15 protein-coding genes are annotated in these 15,650 nt (G+C 67.1%); 6 read left to right on the plus strand and 9 right to left on the minus strand.

Translation table 11 applies throughout. The annotated features are described in order from the left end of the window. Nucleotides 1–269 precede the first annotated feature (269 nt). Nucleotides 270–3,188 carry a TonB-dependent receptor domain-containing protein gene (locus VJ693_RS13655; RefSeq protein WP_324154938.1) on the plus strand — a complete coding sequence of 973 codons (2,919 nt, stop codon included), beginning with the start codon at nt 270–272 and terminating at the stop codon, nt 3,186–3,188. A 77-nt stretch (nt 3,189–3,265) separates the two neighbouring features. Here the strand turns inward: VJ693_RS13655 and VJ693_RS13660 are convergent, their stop codons facing one another. Beyond that, nucleotides 3,266–4,222, minus strand: coding sequence for a hypothetical protein (locus VJ693_RS13660; protein ID WP_324154939.1), 957 nt, complete (start codon nt 4,220–4,222; stop codon nt 3,266–3,268). 3 nt (nt 4,223–4,225) lie between these two features. Then, nucleotides 4,226–5,404: a JmjC domain-containing protein gene (locus VJ693_RS13665; protein ID WP_324154941.1), complete on the minus strand. Its 1,179-nt coding sequence runs from the start codon at nt 5,402–5,404 to the stop codon at nt 4,226–4,228. Between the two features lie 105 nt (nt 5,405–5,509). Between VJ693_RS13665 and VJ693_RS13670 the strand changes: the two genes are divergently transcribed. Further along, nucleotides 5,510–6,418: a class I SAM-dependent methyltransferase gene (locus tag VJ693_RS13670; RefSeq protein ID WP_324154943.1), complete on the plus strand. Its 909-nt coding sequence runs from the start codon at nt 5,510–5,512 to the stop codon at nt 6,416–6,418. 36 nt (nt 6,419–6,454) lie between these two features. On the opposite strand, the gene VJ693_RS13675 is transcribed toward VJ693_RS13670, so the two are convergent. The 7 genes from VJ693_RS13675 to VJ693_RS13705 all read right to left on the minus strand — a co-directional run bounded on the left by VJ693_RS13675 (nt 6,455) and on the right by VJ693_RS13705 (nt 11,245). After that, nucleotides 6,455–7,213 carry a 3-hydroxyacyl-CoA dehydrogenase gene (locus VJ693_RS13675; RefSeq protein WP_324154944.1) on the minus strand — a complete coding sequence of 253 codons (759 nt, stop codon included), beginning with the start codon at nt 7,211–7,213 and terminating at the stop codon, nt 6,455–6,457. A 135-nt stretch (nt 7,214–7,348) separates the two neighbouring features. After that, nucleotides 7,349–8,002, minus strand: coding sequence for an adenylate kinase (gene adk, locus VJ693_RS13680; protein WP_324154946.1), 654 nt, complete (start codon nt 8,000–8,002; stop codon nt 7,349–7,351). Nucleotides 8,003–8,154: 152 nt separating this feature from the next. Next, the gene (gene kdsB, locus VJ693_RS13685; RefSeq protein ID WP_324154948.1) at nt 8,155–8,913 is read right to left on the minus strand and encodes a 3-deoxy-manno-octulosonate cytidylyltransferase; all 759 of its coding nucleotides are present in this window, start codon (nt 8,911–8,913) and stop codon (nt 8,155–8,157) included. Beyond that, complete coding sequence (locus VJ693_RS13690) at nt 8,913–9,101, minus strand: Trm112 family protein (RefSeq protein WP_324155029.1); 189 nt, start codon at nt 9,099–9,101, stop codon at nt 8,913–8,915. The genes kdsB and VJ693_RS13690 overlap by 1 nt, the downstream gene beginning before the upstream one ends. A gap of 2 nt (nt 9,102–9,103) precedes the next feature. Beyond that, nucleotides 9,104–10,165: a tetraacyldisaccharide 4'-kinase gene (lpxK, locus tag VJ693_RS13695; RefSeq protein WP_324154950.1), complete on the minus strand. Its 1,062-nt coding sequence runs from the start codon at nt 10,163–10,165 to the stop codon at nt 9,104–9,106. Then, nucleotides 10,162–10,593 carry a biopolymer transporter ExbD gene (locus VJ693_RS13700; RefSeq protein ID WP_324155031.1) on the minus strand — a complete coding sequence of 144 codons (432 nt, stop codon included), beginning with the start codon at nt 10,591–10,593 and terminating at the stop codon, nt 10,162–10,164. Before VJ693_RS13700 ends, lpxK begins: the two co-directional genes overlap by 4 nt. Nucleotides 10,594–10,615: 22 nt before the next feature. After that, the gene (locus VJ693_RS13705; RefSeq protein WP_324154952.1) at nt 10,616–11,245 is read right to left on the minus strand and encodes a MotA/TolQ/ExbB proton channel family protein; all 630 of its coding nucleotides are present in this window, start codon (nt 11,243–11,245) and stop codon (nt 10,616–10,618) included. A gap of 212 nt (nt 11,246–11,457) precedes the next feature. Here VJ693_RS13705 and xseA point away from each other — a divergent pair, with 212 nt between their 5' ends. The 4 genes from xseA (at nt 11,458) to VJ693_RS13725 (ending at nt 15,640) form a co-directional block, all read left to right on the plus strand. Then, complete coding sequence (gene xseA, locus VJ693_RS13710) at nt 11,458–12,765, plus strand: exodeoxyribonuclease VII large subunit (RefSeq protein WP_324154954.1); 1,308 nt, start codon at nt 11,458–11,460, stop codon at nt 12,763–12,765. Nucleotides 12,766–12,863: 98 nt separating this feature from the next. After that, a complete protein-coding gene (locus tag VJ693_RS13715) occupies nt 12,864–13,445 on the plus strand; it encodes a superoxide dismutase (RefSeq protein WP_324154955.1) in 582 nt (193 codons plus the stop codon). A 97-nt stretch (nt 13,446–13,542) separates the two neighbouring features. Continuing rightward, nucleotides 13,543–14,232, plus strand: a complete 690-nt coding sequence (locus tag VJ693_RS13720) for a response regulator transcription factor (RefSeq protein ID WP_324154957.1) — start codon at nt 13,543–13,545, stop codon at nt 14,230–14,232. Then, nucleotides 14,216–15,640: a sensor histidine kinase gene (locus VJ693_RS13725; RefSeq protein WP_324154958.1), complete on the plus strand. Its 1,425-nt coding sequence runs from the start codon at nt 14,216–14,218 to the stop codon at nt 15,638–15,640. The genes VJ693_RS13720 and VJ693_RS13725 overlap by 17 nt, the downstream gene beginning before the upstream one ends. Nucleotides 15,641–15,650: the final 10 nt, after the last annotated feature.

The raw sequence follows: 15,650 nt of genomic DNA on the forward strand, positions 1-15,650 counted from the left end.
GGCCGCTTCGTTTTTTGGCGCCCGGAGCATCGGTCGAGCTATTGACTAGACAAGTTGATCTTCGCTGACGAAGTTGCTGCGTAAACACAACAGACTCCCCTCCAAAACGGGCCTAGAGGGTTTCCCGGGAGCGGGGCCAGAAAAGGGTTCAGTGACAATCCGGACACATGTTTTTGAGGTGAGTACATCCTGGCTTCACAAGACCGGCATGTGACTTGCTTCGAAGCAGGGTCTATCGATCAACCTTCCCTTACTCAGGAGTGGTACGTATGTTCCAGAAAACAAAGCTCTGCACGAGCTTGCTGCTCGCCTTCAGTGGCGGGATGATCCTGGCGTCCGGCTCGGCCTCCGCGCAAGAGCGCGTCGAGATCACGGGTTCGCGCATCAAGACCGTTCAGACCGAAGGCACGTCGCCGGTGGTCGTGCTGGGCAAGGAAGCAATTCAGCTCGAGGGCGTGCGCAACGCCGAGCAACTGCTGAACAACCTGCCGCAGGTCTTCGCCGATCAGGGCGGCAGCGTGTCGAACGGCGCAACGGGTACTGCGACCGTCAACCTGCGCAACCTCGGCTCGAACCGGACTCTGGTCCTGGTCAACGGCCGCCGCCTGCCTGGCGGGAGCCCGCGCGATATTTCCACTGACTTGAACCAGATTCCGGTTTCGCTGATCAAGCGCGTCGAAATCCTGACCGGTGGTGCCTCGGCCATTTACGGTTCTGACGCCGTGGCGGGTGTGGTGAACTTCATCCTCGACGACAAGTTCGAGGGCGTTCAGATCGACCTGAACCATGAGTTCTACAACCACCAGCAGCACGCGTCCCAGGGCATCAAGGACGCCAACGCGGCCCGCCAATTCGCGCTGCCGGGCGACAAGGGCGCCGATGGCAAGGTCACCGACTTCAACTTGACCTTGGGCGGGAACTTCGCCGACGGCAAGGGCAATGCGGTCCTGTTCTTCGCCCACAAGACGGAAGACGCGTTGCGTGAGGACCAGCGGGACTTCTCGAACTGCGCGCTGCTCGCCGTTGGCGGGCAATGGACGTGCGGCGGTTCGTCAACTGCCTACCCCGGCCGGTTCATCGACCTTGCCGAAGACGGTGGTGACTGGAACCTGGGCCCCGACGGCGCTCCCCGTCCCTGGGTGGGCTCGCGCGATCAATACAACTACGCACCGTCCAACTACTTCCAGCGACCGTCTGATCGCTACAGTGTCCAGGCGCTGGCGCACTATGATCTAGCCGATTACGCGCGTGTCTACGGTGAGTTCTCGTTCCACGACGATCACACCGTGGCTCAAATTGCCCCGAGCGGCATCTTCCTCGGTGGCTTCGTGACCACGGTCGACTACGACAACCCACTGTTGTCCGATGCCTGGAAGGCTGCGCTGAATCTGACCGCTTCGGGCGACACCGCTGATCTGTTCATCGGTCGACGCAACGTCGAAGGCGGCGGTCGGCAGGACGACATTCGCCACAGTTCCTACCGCGGCGTGATCGGCGTCAAGGGCGACATCAATGACGCATGGAGCTATGACGTGTCGGCCCTGGTCGGCAAGGTGCTCTACCAGGAAACCTACAAGAACGACTTCTCCAACACGCGCCTGCTGCGCGCCTTGGACGTGGTCGACGACGGCGCGGGCAACGCGGTCTGCCGCTCGGCCCTCGATGGCACCGACCCGAACTGTGTGCCGTACAACATCTGGTCGATCGGCGGCGTGACGCCGCAGGCGCTAGCCTACCTGCAGACGCCGGGGTTCCAAAAGGGCTTCACGTCGACCGAAGTGATTTCGGCTTCCGTCAACGGTGACCTGACGGGTTATGGTGTGAAGACGCCGTGGGCCAAGTCCGGTCTCGGCGTGGCGCTCGGTGTCGAGCACCGCACCGAAGAGATGGACCTCAGCACCGACACCGCGTTCACCACCGGCGACCTGGCCGGCCAAGGTGGCCCGACGATCGGCGTGGGCGGCGCGTTTGACGTGACCGACGTCTTCACCGAAATGCGCATGCCGCTGATCGAGAAGGCTCCGTTCGCCGAACTGCTGGCGCTCAATGCGAGCTACCGCTATTCGGACTACAGCACTGGCAAGAAGACGAGCACCTGGGGTGTGGGCGTCGAATGGGCTCCGATGAACGAGTTCAAGGTTCGTGCCAGCGCCCAGCGCGCTTCGCGCGCCGCCAACATCATCGAACTGTTCTCGCAGGCGGCTCTGGGTCTTTATGACAACGAGACAGGTGATCCTTGTGCCGGTGACTTCGACGCCGGGACGTCCACTCCGCCACCAACCGCGACAGCTGAACAGTGCGCCCGCACCGGGGTGTCAGCGGCGCAGTACGGTCACATTCGTGGAAACCCGGCCGGTCAGTACAACGCCATCTTTGGTGGCAACGCGAACCTTTCGCCGGAAACCTCGAAGAGCTGGACCGTCGGCTTCGTGGTCAATCCGATCAGGGACATGAACCTGACCCTGGATTGGTTCCACATCCGTGTCGATGACATCATCGGCAACATCCCGGCCACGAGCATCCTGAACCAGTGTCTGGAGACCGGCGATTCGTTCTACTGCAACTTGGTGCACCGCAGCAGCCTGACCGGTGATCTGTGGACGGGTACGCCGCCGGATGGTGGCTTCATCGTTGCCACGAACAGCAACCTGTCGTTCAAAGAGACCGAAGGCTTCGACGTCGGCGCCGACTACCAGCTCCGGCTGGAAGGTATGGGGCGCATTGACTTCACCTTCAAGGGCACGTTGCTGAGCAAATTCGAGGCGGAGGACGCCCCGGGATTCGGCTCCTACGACTGCGCTGGCTACTACGGCGGCACCTGCGGAACGCCGGCACCCAAGTGGCGGCACTCGCTGCGCACGACCTGGCGCTCGCCGTGGAACCTGGACCTGTCTCTGAACTGGCGCTACATCGATTCGGTGAAGAACGAAGGGATGAGTTCGAACCCGTTGCTGAACGGCGAAGTCGACCCGCTGGTCGCGAAACTGAAGTCCATCAGCTATTTCGACGTGGGTGCTTCGTACAAGGCGACGAAGAACATCACGTTGTCTGCCGCGATCAACAACATCCTCGACACCGACCCGCCGATCCGCAACAACGGTGCTGGCTTCACGAACGGCAACACCTACCCGGTGGTGTACGACGCCCTGGGTCGTCGCGTTTCGCTGACGCTGAACGCAAAGTTCTGATCTGAACCGGCGGTTACCGGTCACAAGGAAAAGGGGACGCCATGGGCGCCCCCTTTTTTTTTGCGGGGCATGGCCCCTCAGGCCGTGGGCGACATTCTGTCAATCAGCCGGGCGTATGCCGGCCTGGCGATCTCGTCAATGGCCCGGCGCAGTTCGGGCGTGGCCTCGGCACGCTTGCGTTCACCGTCCGGAACGAACACGTCGGTTGGCCGACCGACCTGCGACTTCGAGTGGTGTCGAGACGCGATCATCATGGTTTGCCTGGAAGCATCGGCAACAGGCAAACCAAAGTGAGCTGCCAGGCGGTTCCACACCGCATCCGGCAGCGATTCATAAGGCATCAGTACGCCTCGTGTCGGATCGAGTCGGCCTGCGGCATCGCAGAACGCCGCGAAGACGCTGGCCAATTCGTGTTCGGCAGTTCGTGGCTCGACGCCGGGAGCGACGAATCCCGAGAACAACGCCGCGTACCGGTCGCGCAACCAACCTGGCTGGCGCTGCTGCAGCGATACACAGACTTCGAGCGGATCACGGATGCACAGTGCCCATGGCGTTCGAGGGAAGGCCTCAGCCACGATGTCGCAGAAGAGCGTGTTCCAGCTCGAGAGCTTGAGCACATAGGGCGACCCTGCGTGCACGGCAAAGTGATGACCGACGGTGCGTAATGCCGCCACCAATTCATCGCGTGTTCCGGCGTGTGGAGGAACGAGCAGTTCGCTGACCGCCAGGGGCTCGGAGTAGACGACCGACTCTCCCCGCAGTTTCAGCAACTGGGAAACGAGCGTCGATCCGCAGCGTGCAACGTGGAAGATCACGCCCGCCGGGGCGGTGGAGGAGAGCGGCCGACCCAGTTGCGACTTCGGCACATGGATCACAGAGTGCGTGGCTCGCAGGCGGAGTACCGTGTCCTGCAGGAAAGGGTCGCGCAGTTCATCGCGCGCAATATCGACAAGCGCAAGGTGCAGGCCTGTCGCATCGAGTGCCGATCGTGCGGGCAGGCCCGGCGAGTCGGGGGCAGGCATCAGCGGGGCCATCGGTCAGCGCATCTCGGTTTCGACGATGGCGCCAACCTGAAGGAGCTGCTGCAACACGGCTTGCAGCTCGCGTTCGTCGATGAACGGAAAACGCGCAATCAAGTCGTCGCCCGAGAAGAGCTTCTGTTGCAGCAACCAGCTGACCGCCTGGTAGCAGGCGCCGACGTCGATCCGCGCATGGTCGATCTGCACGCTGAAGCCTTCGTGACGGCGTTCAACCCGGCCCCTCTTGGTGGTCGAGTAGTACTGCGCCCGCGTTCGTGCCGGTAACTCGAACGTGGCAGATGACGTCGCGAGCGATCGTTGATGGTTGCGGACCTCGACGGCAAACGAGGGCGAGGTCATCAAGCGTTCGAGTTGTTGCGCCAATCGAGCAAGGTGCCTGCCGAGTTCGGCGGCGTTACTCGCATCCGGCAGGTATGCCCTGAATTCGCTGTCCAGGGCAGCGTCTGCTTCAAGCAACTTGAAGAGCGACAGCCCGGTAGCGGGTTTGACCCAGAACGTCACGTGCAGCGATGCATCGGCGCCGGTGACTGCGTCGTGATACTGCCCCCGCGGCAGGTACAACAAGTCGCCGGGCTTCATCAGAACTTCCTGCAGGACCCTGCCTCGGCTGGCGACGAGCCACTTCTCCGCCTCGTCGCCAGGCGGCAGGCTCGCCATCGGGTTGTCCGCACGCGCCTCGTAGATGCGCCAGAGCTTTTCGCCCTCGGTTTGGAGGGCGAACACGTCGTGCAAGTCGTAGTGCGTATTGAACGCCTGCACGCCCTGAAACGAGCAGTACACGTTCGCACCGGCACTGGCTGCGAACTCCCGCTGCAGCATTTGCACCAGATGAGCCGCATCAGGCGACACGCGCTGGATCTGATTGGCCACGAGGCTGGCACCAAACCCAAGCAGCGCCTTGACCTTGCGCGGATTGGCGGGTGCCTTCTCGCCGGGCGCGATCTCGCCGACATCACAGTAGTTGTCGCGCAGGGCGAGCCTGTTTTGATAGAAGACCTTCAGCGTGTCTTCATTCCAAAAGGCGGTGAGTTCGAGTATGTCGTTGAGGCGTCGCCAAGTCAGTGGATTGTCGAGGGTGCGCCCGCGAGCATCGAGGTGCAGCGGCTTCTTGCCGTAATAGTGGCTCTTGAACTCGACTGGGTCGAACGGCGCGAGAAACTCGGCGAAATTAGGCATACGACTCAGGCATCATAGCGTGTCGGCCTGCCGCAGCTGACCTGTGCACGGCTCGTCACGCGGGCAGTTGGCGGTCATTGTCCAATCGCCATCGAAGTCTTCGCAATGACACCACTTCCCTCCACCGATTTGCCGGCCACCGACCAGCAGGCTTGGTCGCGATACTGGGCGGCGGTTGCACCCGAAGCTGCTGGCTGCCTGCCGGGTCTGCCCGGGTCGATTGCAGGGCTTTTCGAATCGCGCTGGAGCGCGTACTTTCGCAGCCTGCCGCGTGGGGCGCTGGTATTGGACCTGGGCACCGGCGGCGGCGCAGTGCCGCGATTGGCAGCAAGCCTGGATCTGGGGTTGAAGCTCGTGGGCGTCGATTACGCCGATGTCGTGCCGGTCAACGACGACCCAGGAATCGAGTACAGGGGGCGGGTGGACATGAGGGCGCTGCCCTTTGTCGATGGCCACTTCGATGCAGTGACGAGCCAGTTCTCGATCGAATACGTTGGCATGGAGGCCGTGGACGAACTGCTGCGGGTTCTGTCAGATCGGGGCTCCTTCATGATCATCGCCCACCACGCGGACAGTGTGGTGCTGGACCAGAACAGGAAGCGCCTGTTGGCATTGGAGGGCCTGCTCGCCGAGGGGGGGATAGTGCAGTCCGCGCGGATTGCAGTCGATGCGGGCCGAGAAAGAGACCAAGCGACGCGCCACGACCTGGCCGGCCAATTGAAGGCGCTCAGGCTCCAACACGAGGGTCAGGGGGTCGTCGAGGAGATTTCAGGCTTGGTGGCGCGCATGATGCTGGAGCCTGATGCGCGCGCTGGTCTGCAGTGGCTGCATTCGCAGGCCCGAATGGAACAGGTTCGCCTTCGTGCGCTCTCGGCAGCCGCGTTGGACGAATCCTCGGTTGCCGCCTTGAGGGCCAGGCTCGCGCGACCGGGTCGGGCCGTCAGCTGCAATGTGATGTCGGCGCCGGAACTGGGGATGCCGATCGCCTGGCATCTCCAATCGCCGGCCTGGTGAGCATCCATGCAGGGTCCGGTCCAACCGATCCGCTGATCACTTCGGCGCCAACCGGATCGCCCCATCCAGCCGGATCACCTCGCCATTGAGCATGTCGTTGGTGATGATCTGGTGCACCAGCTTGGCGTAGTCCTCTGGCTTGCCGAGGCGGCTGGGGAAGGGGACGCTGGCGGCCAGCGCGTTCTGCACTTCCTTGGGCATCGAGAAGAGCATCGGCGTGCCGAAGATGCCCGGGGCGATGGTCATGTTGCGGATGCCGTTGCGGGCGAGGTCGCGGGCGATGGGCAGCGTCATGCCGACCACGCCGCCCTTGCTCGCCGAATAGGCGGCCTGGCCGATCTGGCCGTCGTAGGCGGCGACGCTGGCGGTGCTGATCATCACGCCGCGCTCGCCGGTGGATTCCGGCTCGTTCTTGCACATGGCCTCGGCGGCCAGGCGGATCATGTTGAAGCTGCCGATCAGGTTTACCGTGACCACCTTGGTGAAGGTGTTCAGCGGGTGGGCGCCGTCCTTGCCGACGGTCTTCACCGCCGGGGCGATGCCGGCACAGTTGACCAGGCCCATCAGCTTGCCCAGGCCCGTCGCGGCAGCGACGACGGCGCGGCCGTCGGCTTCCTGGCTCACGTCGCAGCGCACGAACACGCCGCCGAGTTCCTTCGCCAGCGCTTCGCCCTTGTCAGCCTGAAGGTCGGCGATGACGACCTTGCCGCCGTTGGCCGCCAGCATGCGCGCCGTGCCTTCGCCCAGGCCCGATGCCCCGCCGGTGACGATGAAGACCTTGCCGGAGATGTCCATGAATGCTCCTGATGTTCGAGGGGGCCGAGGGCCCGATTGACGTTGACGTAAACGTCAATTGTGCGTCAAAAGAAAAGGCGGCCGAGATGCGGCCGCCTCTGATCAACGGGTCCGCGGCGGCGCGCCGCGGTGCACTCAGCCGAGCGCTTGCAGGGCCCGGGCCGTGATCTCCTCGACCGTACCGAGGCCGGAGATCCTCGCGTAGCGGGGCGCCTGTGCATCGCCGGTGGCGGCCCATTGGCTGTAGTAGTCGACCAGCGGGCGGGTCTGCTGCTGGTAGACCTGCAGGCGGGTGCGCACGGTGGCTTCCTCGTCGTCCTTGCGCTGGATGAGCTCTTCGCCGGTCGCGTCGTCCTTGCCGGCGACCTTCGGCGGGTTGTACTTGACGTGGTAGGTGCGGCCCGAGGCCACATGCACGCGGCGGCCGCTCATGCGCTCGATGATCGCTTCGTCGGGCACGTCGATCTCCAGCACGAGGTCGAGCTTGACGCCGGCCTGCTTCATCGCCTCGGCCTGCGGGATGGTGCGGGGGAAGCCATCGAACAGGAAGCCCTTGGCGCAGTCCGGCTGCGCGATGCGCTCTTTGACCAGGCCGATGATGATGTCGTCGCTGACCAGCGCACCGGCGTCCATCACCTTCTTGGCGGCCAGCCCGAGCGGCGTGCCGGCCTTGACGGCCGCTCGCAGCATGTCGCCGGTGGAGATTTGCGGGATGCCGTACTTCTGGCAGATGAAAGCCGCCTGGGTTCCTTTCCCGGCGCCGGGTGCGCCCAACAGGATCAATCGCATGGTGGTTGTCTCAGTGAAGATGATTCTGTGACAGCCGTGCCGGACGGCTGTAGTGCTCGATGGGCCCGGCGCTGGGCGCGGGCGGCCCGCCGCACTGTTGCGGGGCAGGATAGCATGTGCAAACCTGCGCCTGGCTGACAGGCCGGGCCGGCTCAGCGCGGACGCAGCAGGGCGCGCACGCGGGCCAGGTCCTCCGGCGTGTCGACCCCGGCCGCGGGCGCCTGGGCTGCGCGGTGCACGGCGATGCGCTCGCCATGCCACAGCACGCGCAGCTGCTCGAGCGACTCGAGTTGCTCGATCGGGGCGGCGGCCAGGGTGGGGAACCGGCGCAGGAAGCCGGCGCGGTACGCGTACAGGCCGATGTGACGCAAGGCTTGGCCGGGCGGCAGCGCCGGCGCACCGGGGCTCGACGCATCGCGCCACCAGGGCAGGGGGGCGCGGCTGAAATACAGCGCGCGCGCTTCCCGGTCGCAAACGACCTTGACGACATTCGGGTTCACGAAATCGGCCGGATCGGTGATGTCATGGGCGGCGGTCGCCACGGCGCAATCGGGCCGCTCGGCCAGCAGGCTGGCACAAGCGCTGACCAGCGCCGGGTCGATCAAGGGCTCGTCGCCTTGGACGTTGACGACGAGGTCGTCGCCGCTCAGGCCGAGTTGTTCGCAGGCTTCGGCCAGGCGGTCGCTGCCGCTCACATGGTCTTGCCGGGTCAGCAGCGCCTGCACGCCATGCGCTTCGCAGGCGGCAACGGTCTTCGGATCGTCGGCCGCCACCCAGACCGCCGTGGCGCCCGCTTCGGCCACGCGCTCGGCGACCCGCACGACCATCGGTTTGCCGTGGATGTCGGCCAATGGCTTGTTCGGCAGGCGCGTCGACGCCAGCCGCGCCGGGATCAGCACGGTGAAGTCCATCACTCCTCTTCAGGCGCCAGGTGGCGAGCTTCGCTGTCGAGCATCACCGGAATGCCGTCGCGTATCGGGTAGGCCACCCGGTCGGCCGGGCAGAGCAATTCGACCGGGCGCGCGGTCTCGTCGCGCCGCAATTGCAGCGGGCCTTTGCAGACCGGGCAGACCAGCATCTCGATCAGGCGGTGATCCATGTTCATCGTGGCAGTGAGGGGGTGGCGCGGTCGGCCGGATCGGGCAGGCGCTGGCGCAGCGCCGCCGTGAACTCGGGAGGGAGCGCGAAGTCTAGCGCCACCACCCACACGCGGGTGGCACCCACGCGCTCCGGCGGCAGCTTGACGGCGTCTTTCTCCGTCACCAGCACCTCGGACGTGTCGGCGGGCCAGGGCAGGGGCGCGAAGCTGGCGTGGTCGGGCAGCGGCAGCCGCTGGATGGTCAGCCCAGCTGCCTCGAGCATGCCGAAGAAGCGCTCGGGGTCGCCCATGCCGGCCGCCGCCAGCAACAGGCGGCCTTGCAGCGCATCCAGCGGCTGCACGGCCTCGCGGCGGCCCTGCCACCACGCGTCCAGCGGCATCGCGCCGGCGAGTGCGCGGCGGGCCACCGTGCCGGGCAGTCGCGTGCTGGGCCGCGTGGCGTTGTACAGCACCTGCATCTGGGCCGGCAAGTGAGCGGGCAGCGGCTGGCGCAGCGGTCCGGCCGGCAGCATCAGGCCATTGCCGGCGCCGCGGTCGTCGAACACGACGATCTCCACGTCACGAGGCAAGCGGTGGTGTTGCAAACCGTCGTCGGACAGCAGGATGTCGACCTCGCGGTGATGATCGAGCAGCGCTCGCGCGGCGGCGATGCGGTCGCGACCCACGACCACCGGCACGCCGGTGCGGCGGTGGATCAGCAGCGGTTCATCGCCGGCTGCAGCGGCGGGGGTGTCGGCGCCAAGATCCACGATGGCGTCCCCATCGATCCGGCCGTAGCCCCGCGAAACCACCCCAGGCCGCCAGCCTTCACGGCGCAGCCACTCGGCCAGTGCGATCACGGTCGGCGTCTTGCCGGCGCCGCCGACGACCAGGTTGCCCACCACGATGACGGGGCAGCCGCCGAGCGGCGCGGCCCGATGGCGTGCGCGCCATCGCTGCCATGCGCGGTGGCCGGCGGCCAGCGCGCCATACAGCATCGACAAGGGTTGAAGCAAGCGCATCGCCAGGCTCGCCCGTGGGCGCCACCAGTGCGCCTGCAGGGCCTCGGCCCAGCGGTGGCTCAAGGCGAGGTGCCGGCCTGCGCCGAGCTCTGGGCGGCGAAGGTCACGCGCACCAAGCCGGCGCGGCGGGCGGCATCCAGCACGTTGATCACCGACTGGTGCGCCGCGGTGGCGTCGGCCGAGATGATGAGGAAAGGGTCCTGGCGTTGGCCGGCCGCGGCGCGCAATGCGGCGGCGAGCAGCTCGACGCTGCGGCCTTCCACCGGCTGCCGGTCGACGAGGTAGCGCCCGTCTGCGGCCACGGCCACGATGATCTCGGCCGGCCTGTCGCGCGCCGCGTCGGCGTCGGCAGCCGGCAGCGTCAACTGCAACTCGGTGAACTTCGAGTACGTCGTCGACAGCATCAGGAAGATCAGGATCACCAGCAACACGTCGATGAACGGGATCAGGTTGATCTCGGGCTCGTCGTGGCGGTCGCCGCGGAAATTCATCGCCATCGCCGGTCTCCTGCGCTCAACTGCGCGCCGCCAGGCGCAACAGCATGTGGTGCAGCACGCGCTCGGCGCCTTGCTCCATGTCGTGCAGGTAGTCGTTGACGCGCCCGCGGAAGTAGCGGTGGCACATCAGCGACGGAATGGCGACCATCAGGCCAAAGGCCGTGTTGTAGAGCGCCACCGAGATGCCATGTGCCAGTTGCGCCGGGTTGCTGCCCGAGCCGGGCGACTGCGAGCCGAAGATCTCGATCATGCCGATCACCGTGCCGAGCAAGCCGAGCAGGGGCGCCGCGGAGGCGATGGTCGCGAGCGCGTTCAGATAGCGCTCCAGGTGGTGCGCAGCGTTGCGGCCGGCGGCCTCGAACGCGTCACGCAGCAGCGTCTCGCTGCAACGCGGGTCCTGCGCGACAACCCGGATGCCGCTCGCCAGCAACAGGCCGAGCGTGGAGTTTGACGCCAGCTTGCCGAGCACATCCGCCGAGGGCACGCCCTGGCGCAGCACCTGCAGCACCTCGTCGACCAGCCCCGGGGGGGCGACGCGCGCGCGGCGCAGCGCGACAGCCCGTTCGATGATGAGGGCCAGCGCGGCCACGGAACACAGTAGCAGGGGCCAGATCGGCCAGCCGGCGGCTTGTATGATCGACAGCAAGATGCCTGTAGGCGCCAAGGCCCGAAACGAAAGACGCGCGATTATGAACTGATCGTTCGTCGCGGCCTTCGCCCCGGGGCCACTCAGCTTTCCACAGCGTGTGTGGAAAACACTGTGGGCAAGCGGCGCGCAACCTTCACGAAGCCTGCAACGGCGCGGCCTGCCGACGCGTTGCACAAAAAACAGGCGCTCCGGCGCCGGTGAACAACCCGATGGAACCCAACGCAGTACCCGGCCTTCGGGTCTGGGATGTGGCCGGCCTCCTGCTGGCCGTTTCGGACGCGCTGGCGGCGCGCTTTGCCGCCGTCGCGGTGCGCGGTGAGCTGTCGGGCTTCAGCCGCGCCGGCAGCGGGCACTGCTATTTCACGCTGAAGGACGGCTCCGGCGCCAACGCCGGCCTGCGCTGCGCGATGTTCCGTCGCGCCGCACTGATGCTGCCCTTCAACCCGCAGGACGGGCAGCAGGTGGAATTGCGTGGCCGCCTCGCGGTGTATGAGGCGCGCGGCGAGCTGCAGATGATCGTCGAGTCAATGCAGCGGGTCGGCGTCGGCTCCCTGTACGAGGAGTTCCTGCGCCTGAAGGCCCGGCTCGAGGCGCAGGGCGTGTTCGACATGGCGTACAAGCGGCCGCTGCCGGCTTTTCCGCGTCGGCTGGCCGTCGTCACCTCGCCCAGCGGCGCGGCGATCCACGATGTGCTGACCACGCTGGCGCGCCGGGCGCCGCAGGTCGGTGTGGTGCTCGTCCCCACGTTGGTGCAGGGCGTTCAGGCGCCCGAAGCGATCGTGCAGGCGCTCGCGCAGGCGAACGGGCTTGCCGATGTCGAGTTGATCCTGCTGTGCCGCGGTGGCGGCTCGCTGGAAGACTTGTGGGCGTTCAACGACGAGCGGGTCGTGCGGGCGGTGCGGGCGTCGCACCTGCCGGTGGTCTGCGGCGTGGGCCACGAGACCGACGTGACGCTGGCCGACCTCGCCGCCGACCTGCGCGCGCCGACACCGACCGCGGCGGCCGAGCTCGCTGCGCCCGAGCGCGAGGCCCTGTTGCAGGCCTTGCAGGCGAGGGCGCAGACACTGTCGCGCCGGGTGCGCCAGCGGCTCGATGGTGCGTCGCAGGGCCTCGACACACTGGCCCTGCGCCTGCAGCGCCCGGCGCAGCGCCTGGGCACCGAGCAGGCCCGGCTGGCCGCCCTCGCGCAGCGGCACGGCGCCACCCTCAGTCGCTCGCTGGAGGCGCAGCGCGTGGCGCTCGCCCATCGCAGCCAGCGCCTCGTGCAGGCGGCGCGCAGCGCGCAGGCTCGCCAGGCCGACCGGCTGCGGGCCGAGGCGGCCCGCCTGGCGGCGCTGGACCCGCGGCGGGTGTTGTCGCGCGGCTACGCCTGGGTCGAAGCGGAGGATGGACGGGCCATCGTCTCGGCACACAGCTTGCAAGCCGGGCAGACGCTGAGGGCTGTGTGGTCCGACGGCACCGCGCGCGCGACCGTCGATGAAGTGAACCTTGGCGCCCCGGCCGCCGATCACCCTTAGCCCCGTGTCAGGCGGCAAGCGCTGCCTACAATGCCGCCGCTCAACCTCACTGCCGTGCGCTGGACAAGGCGCCGCGCCCACCTCGAAAGGAAAAAAGCATGGAACACACCCTGCCGCCGCTGCCGTTCGGCCTGGACGATCTCGCCCCGCACATGAGCCGCGAAACGCTCGAGTACCACCACGGCAAGCACCACAACGCCTATGTGGTGAACCTGAACAACCTGCAGAAAGGCACCGAGTTCGAATCGATGCCGCTCGAAGACATCGTCAAGAAGTCCAGTGGCGGCATCTACAACAACGCCGCCCAGATCTGGAACCACACCTTCTTCTGGAGCTGCCTGAAGAAGGGCGGCGGTGGCGAGCCCGGCGGTGCGCTGGCCGCTGCGATCAACGCCAAGTGGGGCTCGTACGCGGCCTTCAAGGAAGCCTTCGCCAAGAGCGCCGTCGGCAACTTCGGTTCGGGCTGGACCTGGCTGGTGAAGAAGGCCGACGGCTCGGTCGACATCGTCAACATGGGCGCCGCCGGCACCCCGCTGACCACCGGCGACAAGCCGCTGCTGACGATTGACGTGTGGGAGCATGCCTACTACATCGACTACCGCAACCTGCGCCCGAAGTTCGTCGAGACCTTCCTGAACTCGCTCGTGAACTGGTCGTTCGCGGAGAAGAATTTCGGCTGACCCGAGGACGCATCGACCACCGAGCCGGCCCCGCGCCGGCTTTTGTTTTTGTTACGCTCGCGCCCCACGGACGACGACAAGATCGACGAGGAGACAGATGCGGATCCTGCTGGTGGAAGACGACCCGGCGCTCAGCCTGGGCGTGGCGCGGGGCCTCGAGCGCGAGGGCTGGCAGGTGGACGTGCTGCACGATGGCGAGCAGGCGATGACCGAGGGCGTGATGGGCCAGTACGATCTGGGCATCCTCGACCTCGGCCTGCCGCGGCGCGACGGCATGGAGGTGCTGCGCCACTGGCGCGCCAAGGGCATCCGCATGCCGGTGCTGCTGCTGACCGCGCGCGACGAGTTGCACGACCGCGTGCAGGGCCTGGACGCCGGTGCCGACGACTACCTCGTCAAGCCCTTCGACCTGCCCGAGCTGCTGGCCCGCATCCGGGCCTTGAAGCGCCGCGCCCAGGGCCGGATCGACGAGGTGCTGCAGTGCGGCGAACTGAAGCTCGACCTTGCCCACCGTGAGCTGACCCACCAGGGCCAGCGAATCGCGCTGAGCCCGCGCGAACTGGCGCTGACCGAGTTGCTGATGCAGAAGGCCGGCCGCGTCGTTCCCAAGGACTCGATCGTCGCCCGCATGTCGAGCTGGGAAGCCGATTTCAGCGAGAACTCGGTCGAGGTCTACGTCCACCGCCTGCGCAAGCGCTTCGCCGACCTTGGCGTCGTGATCCGCACCGTGCGCGGCTTCGGCTACCTGATGGAGGCCGCCTCCGGCAGCCATGGCTCGCCCGCCTGAGCCGGCCGTTGCCGGCCCGAGCGTGCGGCGGGCGCTCCTGCGCCCGTTGCTGTGGAGTTGGGGCATCGGCCTGCTCGCCGCGGTCATCGGGGCCTATTGGCTGGCGCGCACCAGCGCCAACGTCGCCTTCGACCGCGGCCTGCAGGACGAGGTCAGCGCGCTGGCCGCCAAGGTGACCTGGTCCGACCGCGGGCCGCTGCTCGATCTGTCGCGCCAGGCGATGGAGATCGTCACCTGGGACCGCGACGATCGCAACGGCTATGCGATGGTCGACGTCGAGGGCAACACGCTTGCCGGCGATTCGCACGTGCCGGTGCCGAACGCGCGGCTGCGCCAGGCCGGCTTCGCGCAGCCGCGCCTGTTCGACGCCGAGTTCGACGGCGAGCCCGTGCGCGGCGCGGTGTTCTCGCTCAAGTCGCCGATGCTGGACCGCTCGGTCTCGGTGATCGTCGTGGAGACCAAGAACAAGCGCACGGTGCTGATGCGCGACCTGCAGCTGTCGATCGTGTTGCCGGCGCTCGCCCTGGGCGCCGTGACCTTCGCGATGATCGGCTGGGGCATCCGCCGCGGCCTGCAGCCGCTGCGCGACGTGGCCACCGAGGTGTCTCTGCGCGACGCGCAGGACTGGCGCCCCTTGCCGCTGCAGAACGTGCCGCGCGAGGCGGTGCCGCTGATCGAGCGCATCAACAGCCTGCTCGCCAACGTCGAGTCGTCCGTCCAGCTGCAACGGCGCTTCGTGGCCGATGCGGCGCACCAGTTGCGCACGCCGGTGGCCGGCATTCGCGTGCTGGCGCAGAACCTGGCCGAGGAACTGGCTGCAGCGCCCGGCGACCAAGCCTCCTGGCGCCCGATGCTGGCCCAGCTCGAACGCTCGACCGACCGGCTGTCGCGCCTGATCGGGCAACTCCTGAGCCTGGCGCGCTCCGAGACCGCACTGTCGATGGACGGCGAGCACCAGACCATGGACCTCGTGCCGCTGTTGCGCGAGTCGGCCGAGCCGCTGGTGCTGCAGGCGCTGCGCCAGGGGCGCAGCATCGTGCTCGAGGCGCCCGAGGCGCCGGTGCCGGCGCGGGCCCATCCGATCTGGCTGGGCGAGGTGGTCAACAACCTGCTGGACAACGCGTTGCGCTACGGCGGCCCCCGAGTCACGCTGCGCGTGGCGCCTCGGGCCGAAGGCGGGGCGGTGGTAGAGGTCGAGGACGACGGCCCCGGCGTGCCGGCCGATCAGCTGTCGCGGCTGTTCGAGCCCTTCTGGCGCGGCGAGCGGGCCGACCTGCGCAACGACGGCGGCACCGGGCTCGGGCTCACCATCGCCCGCGAGGTCGTGCTGCGGCTGGGCGGCCGGATCGACGCCGCGTCGCGGCCCGATGTTGCCGGCCTGCGCTTCACGATCACGCTGGCCGCATAGGCCGGCCGAG

Origin of the sequence: Ideonella sp., assembly GCF_035254525.1 — a bacterium.
Lineage (GTDB): Bacteria > Pseudomonadota > Gammaproteobacteria > Burkholderiales > Burkholderiaceae_C > Ideonella.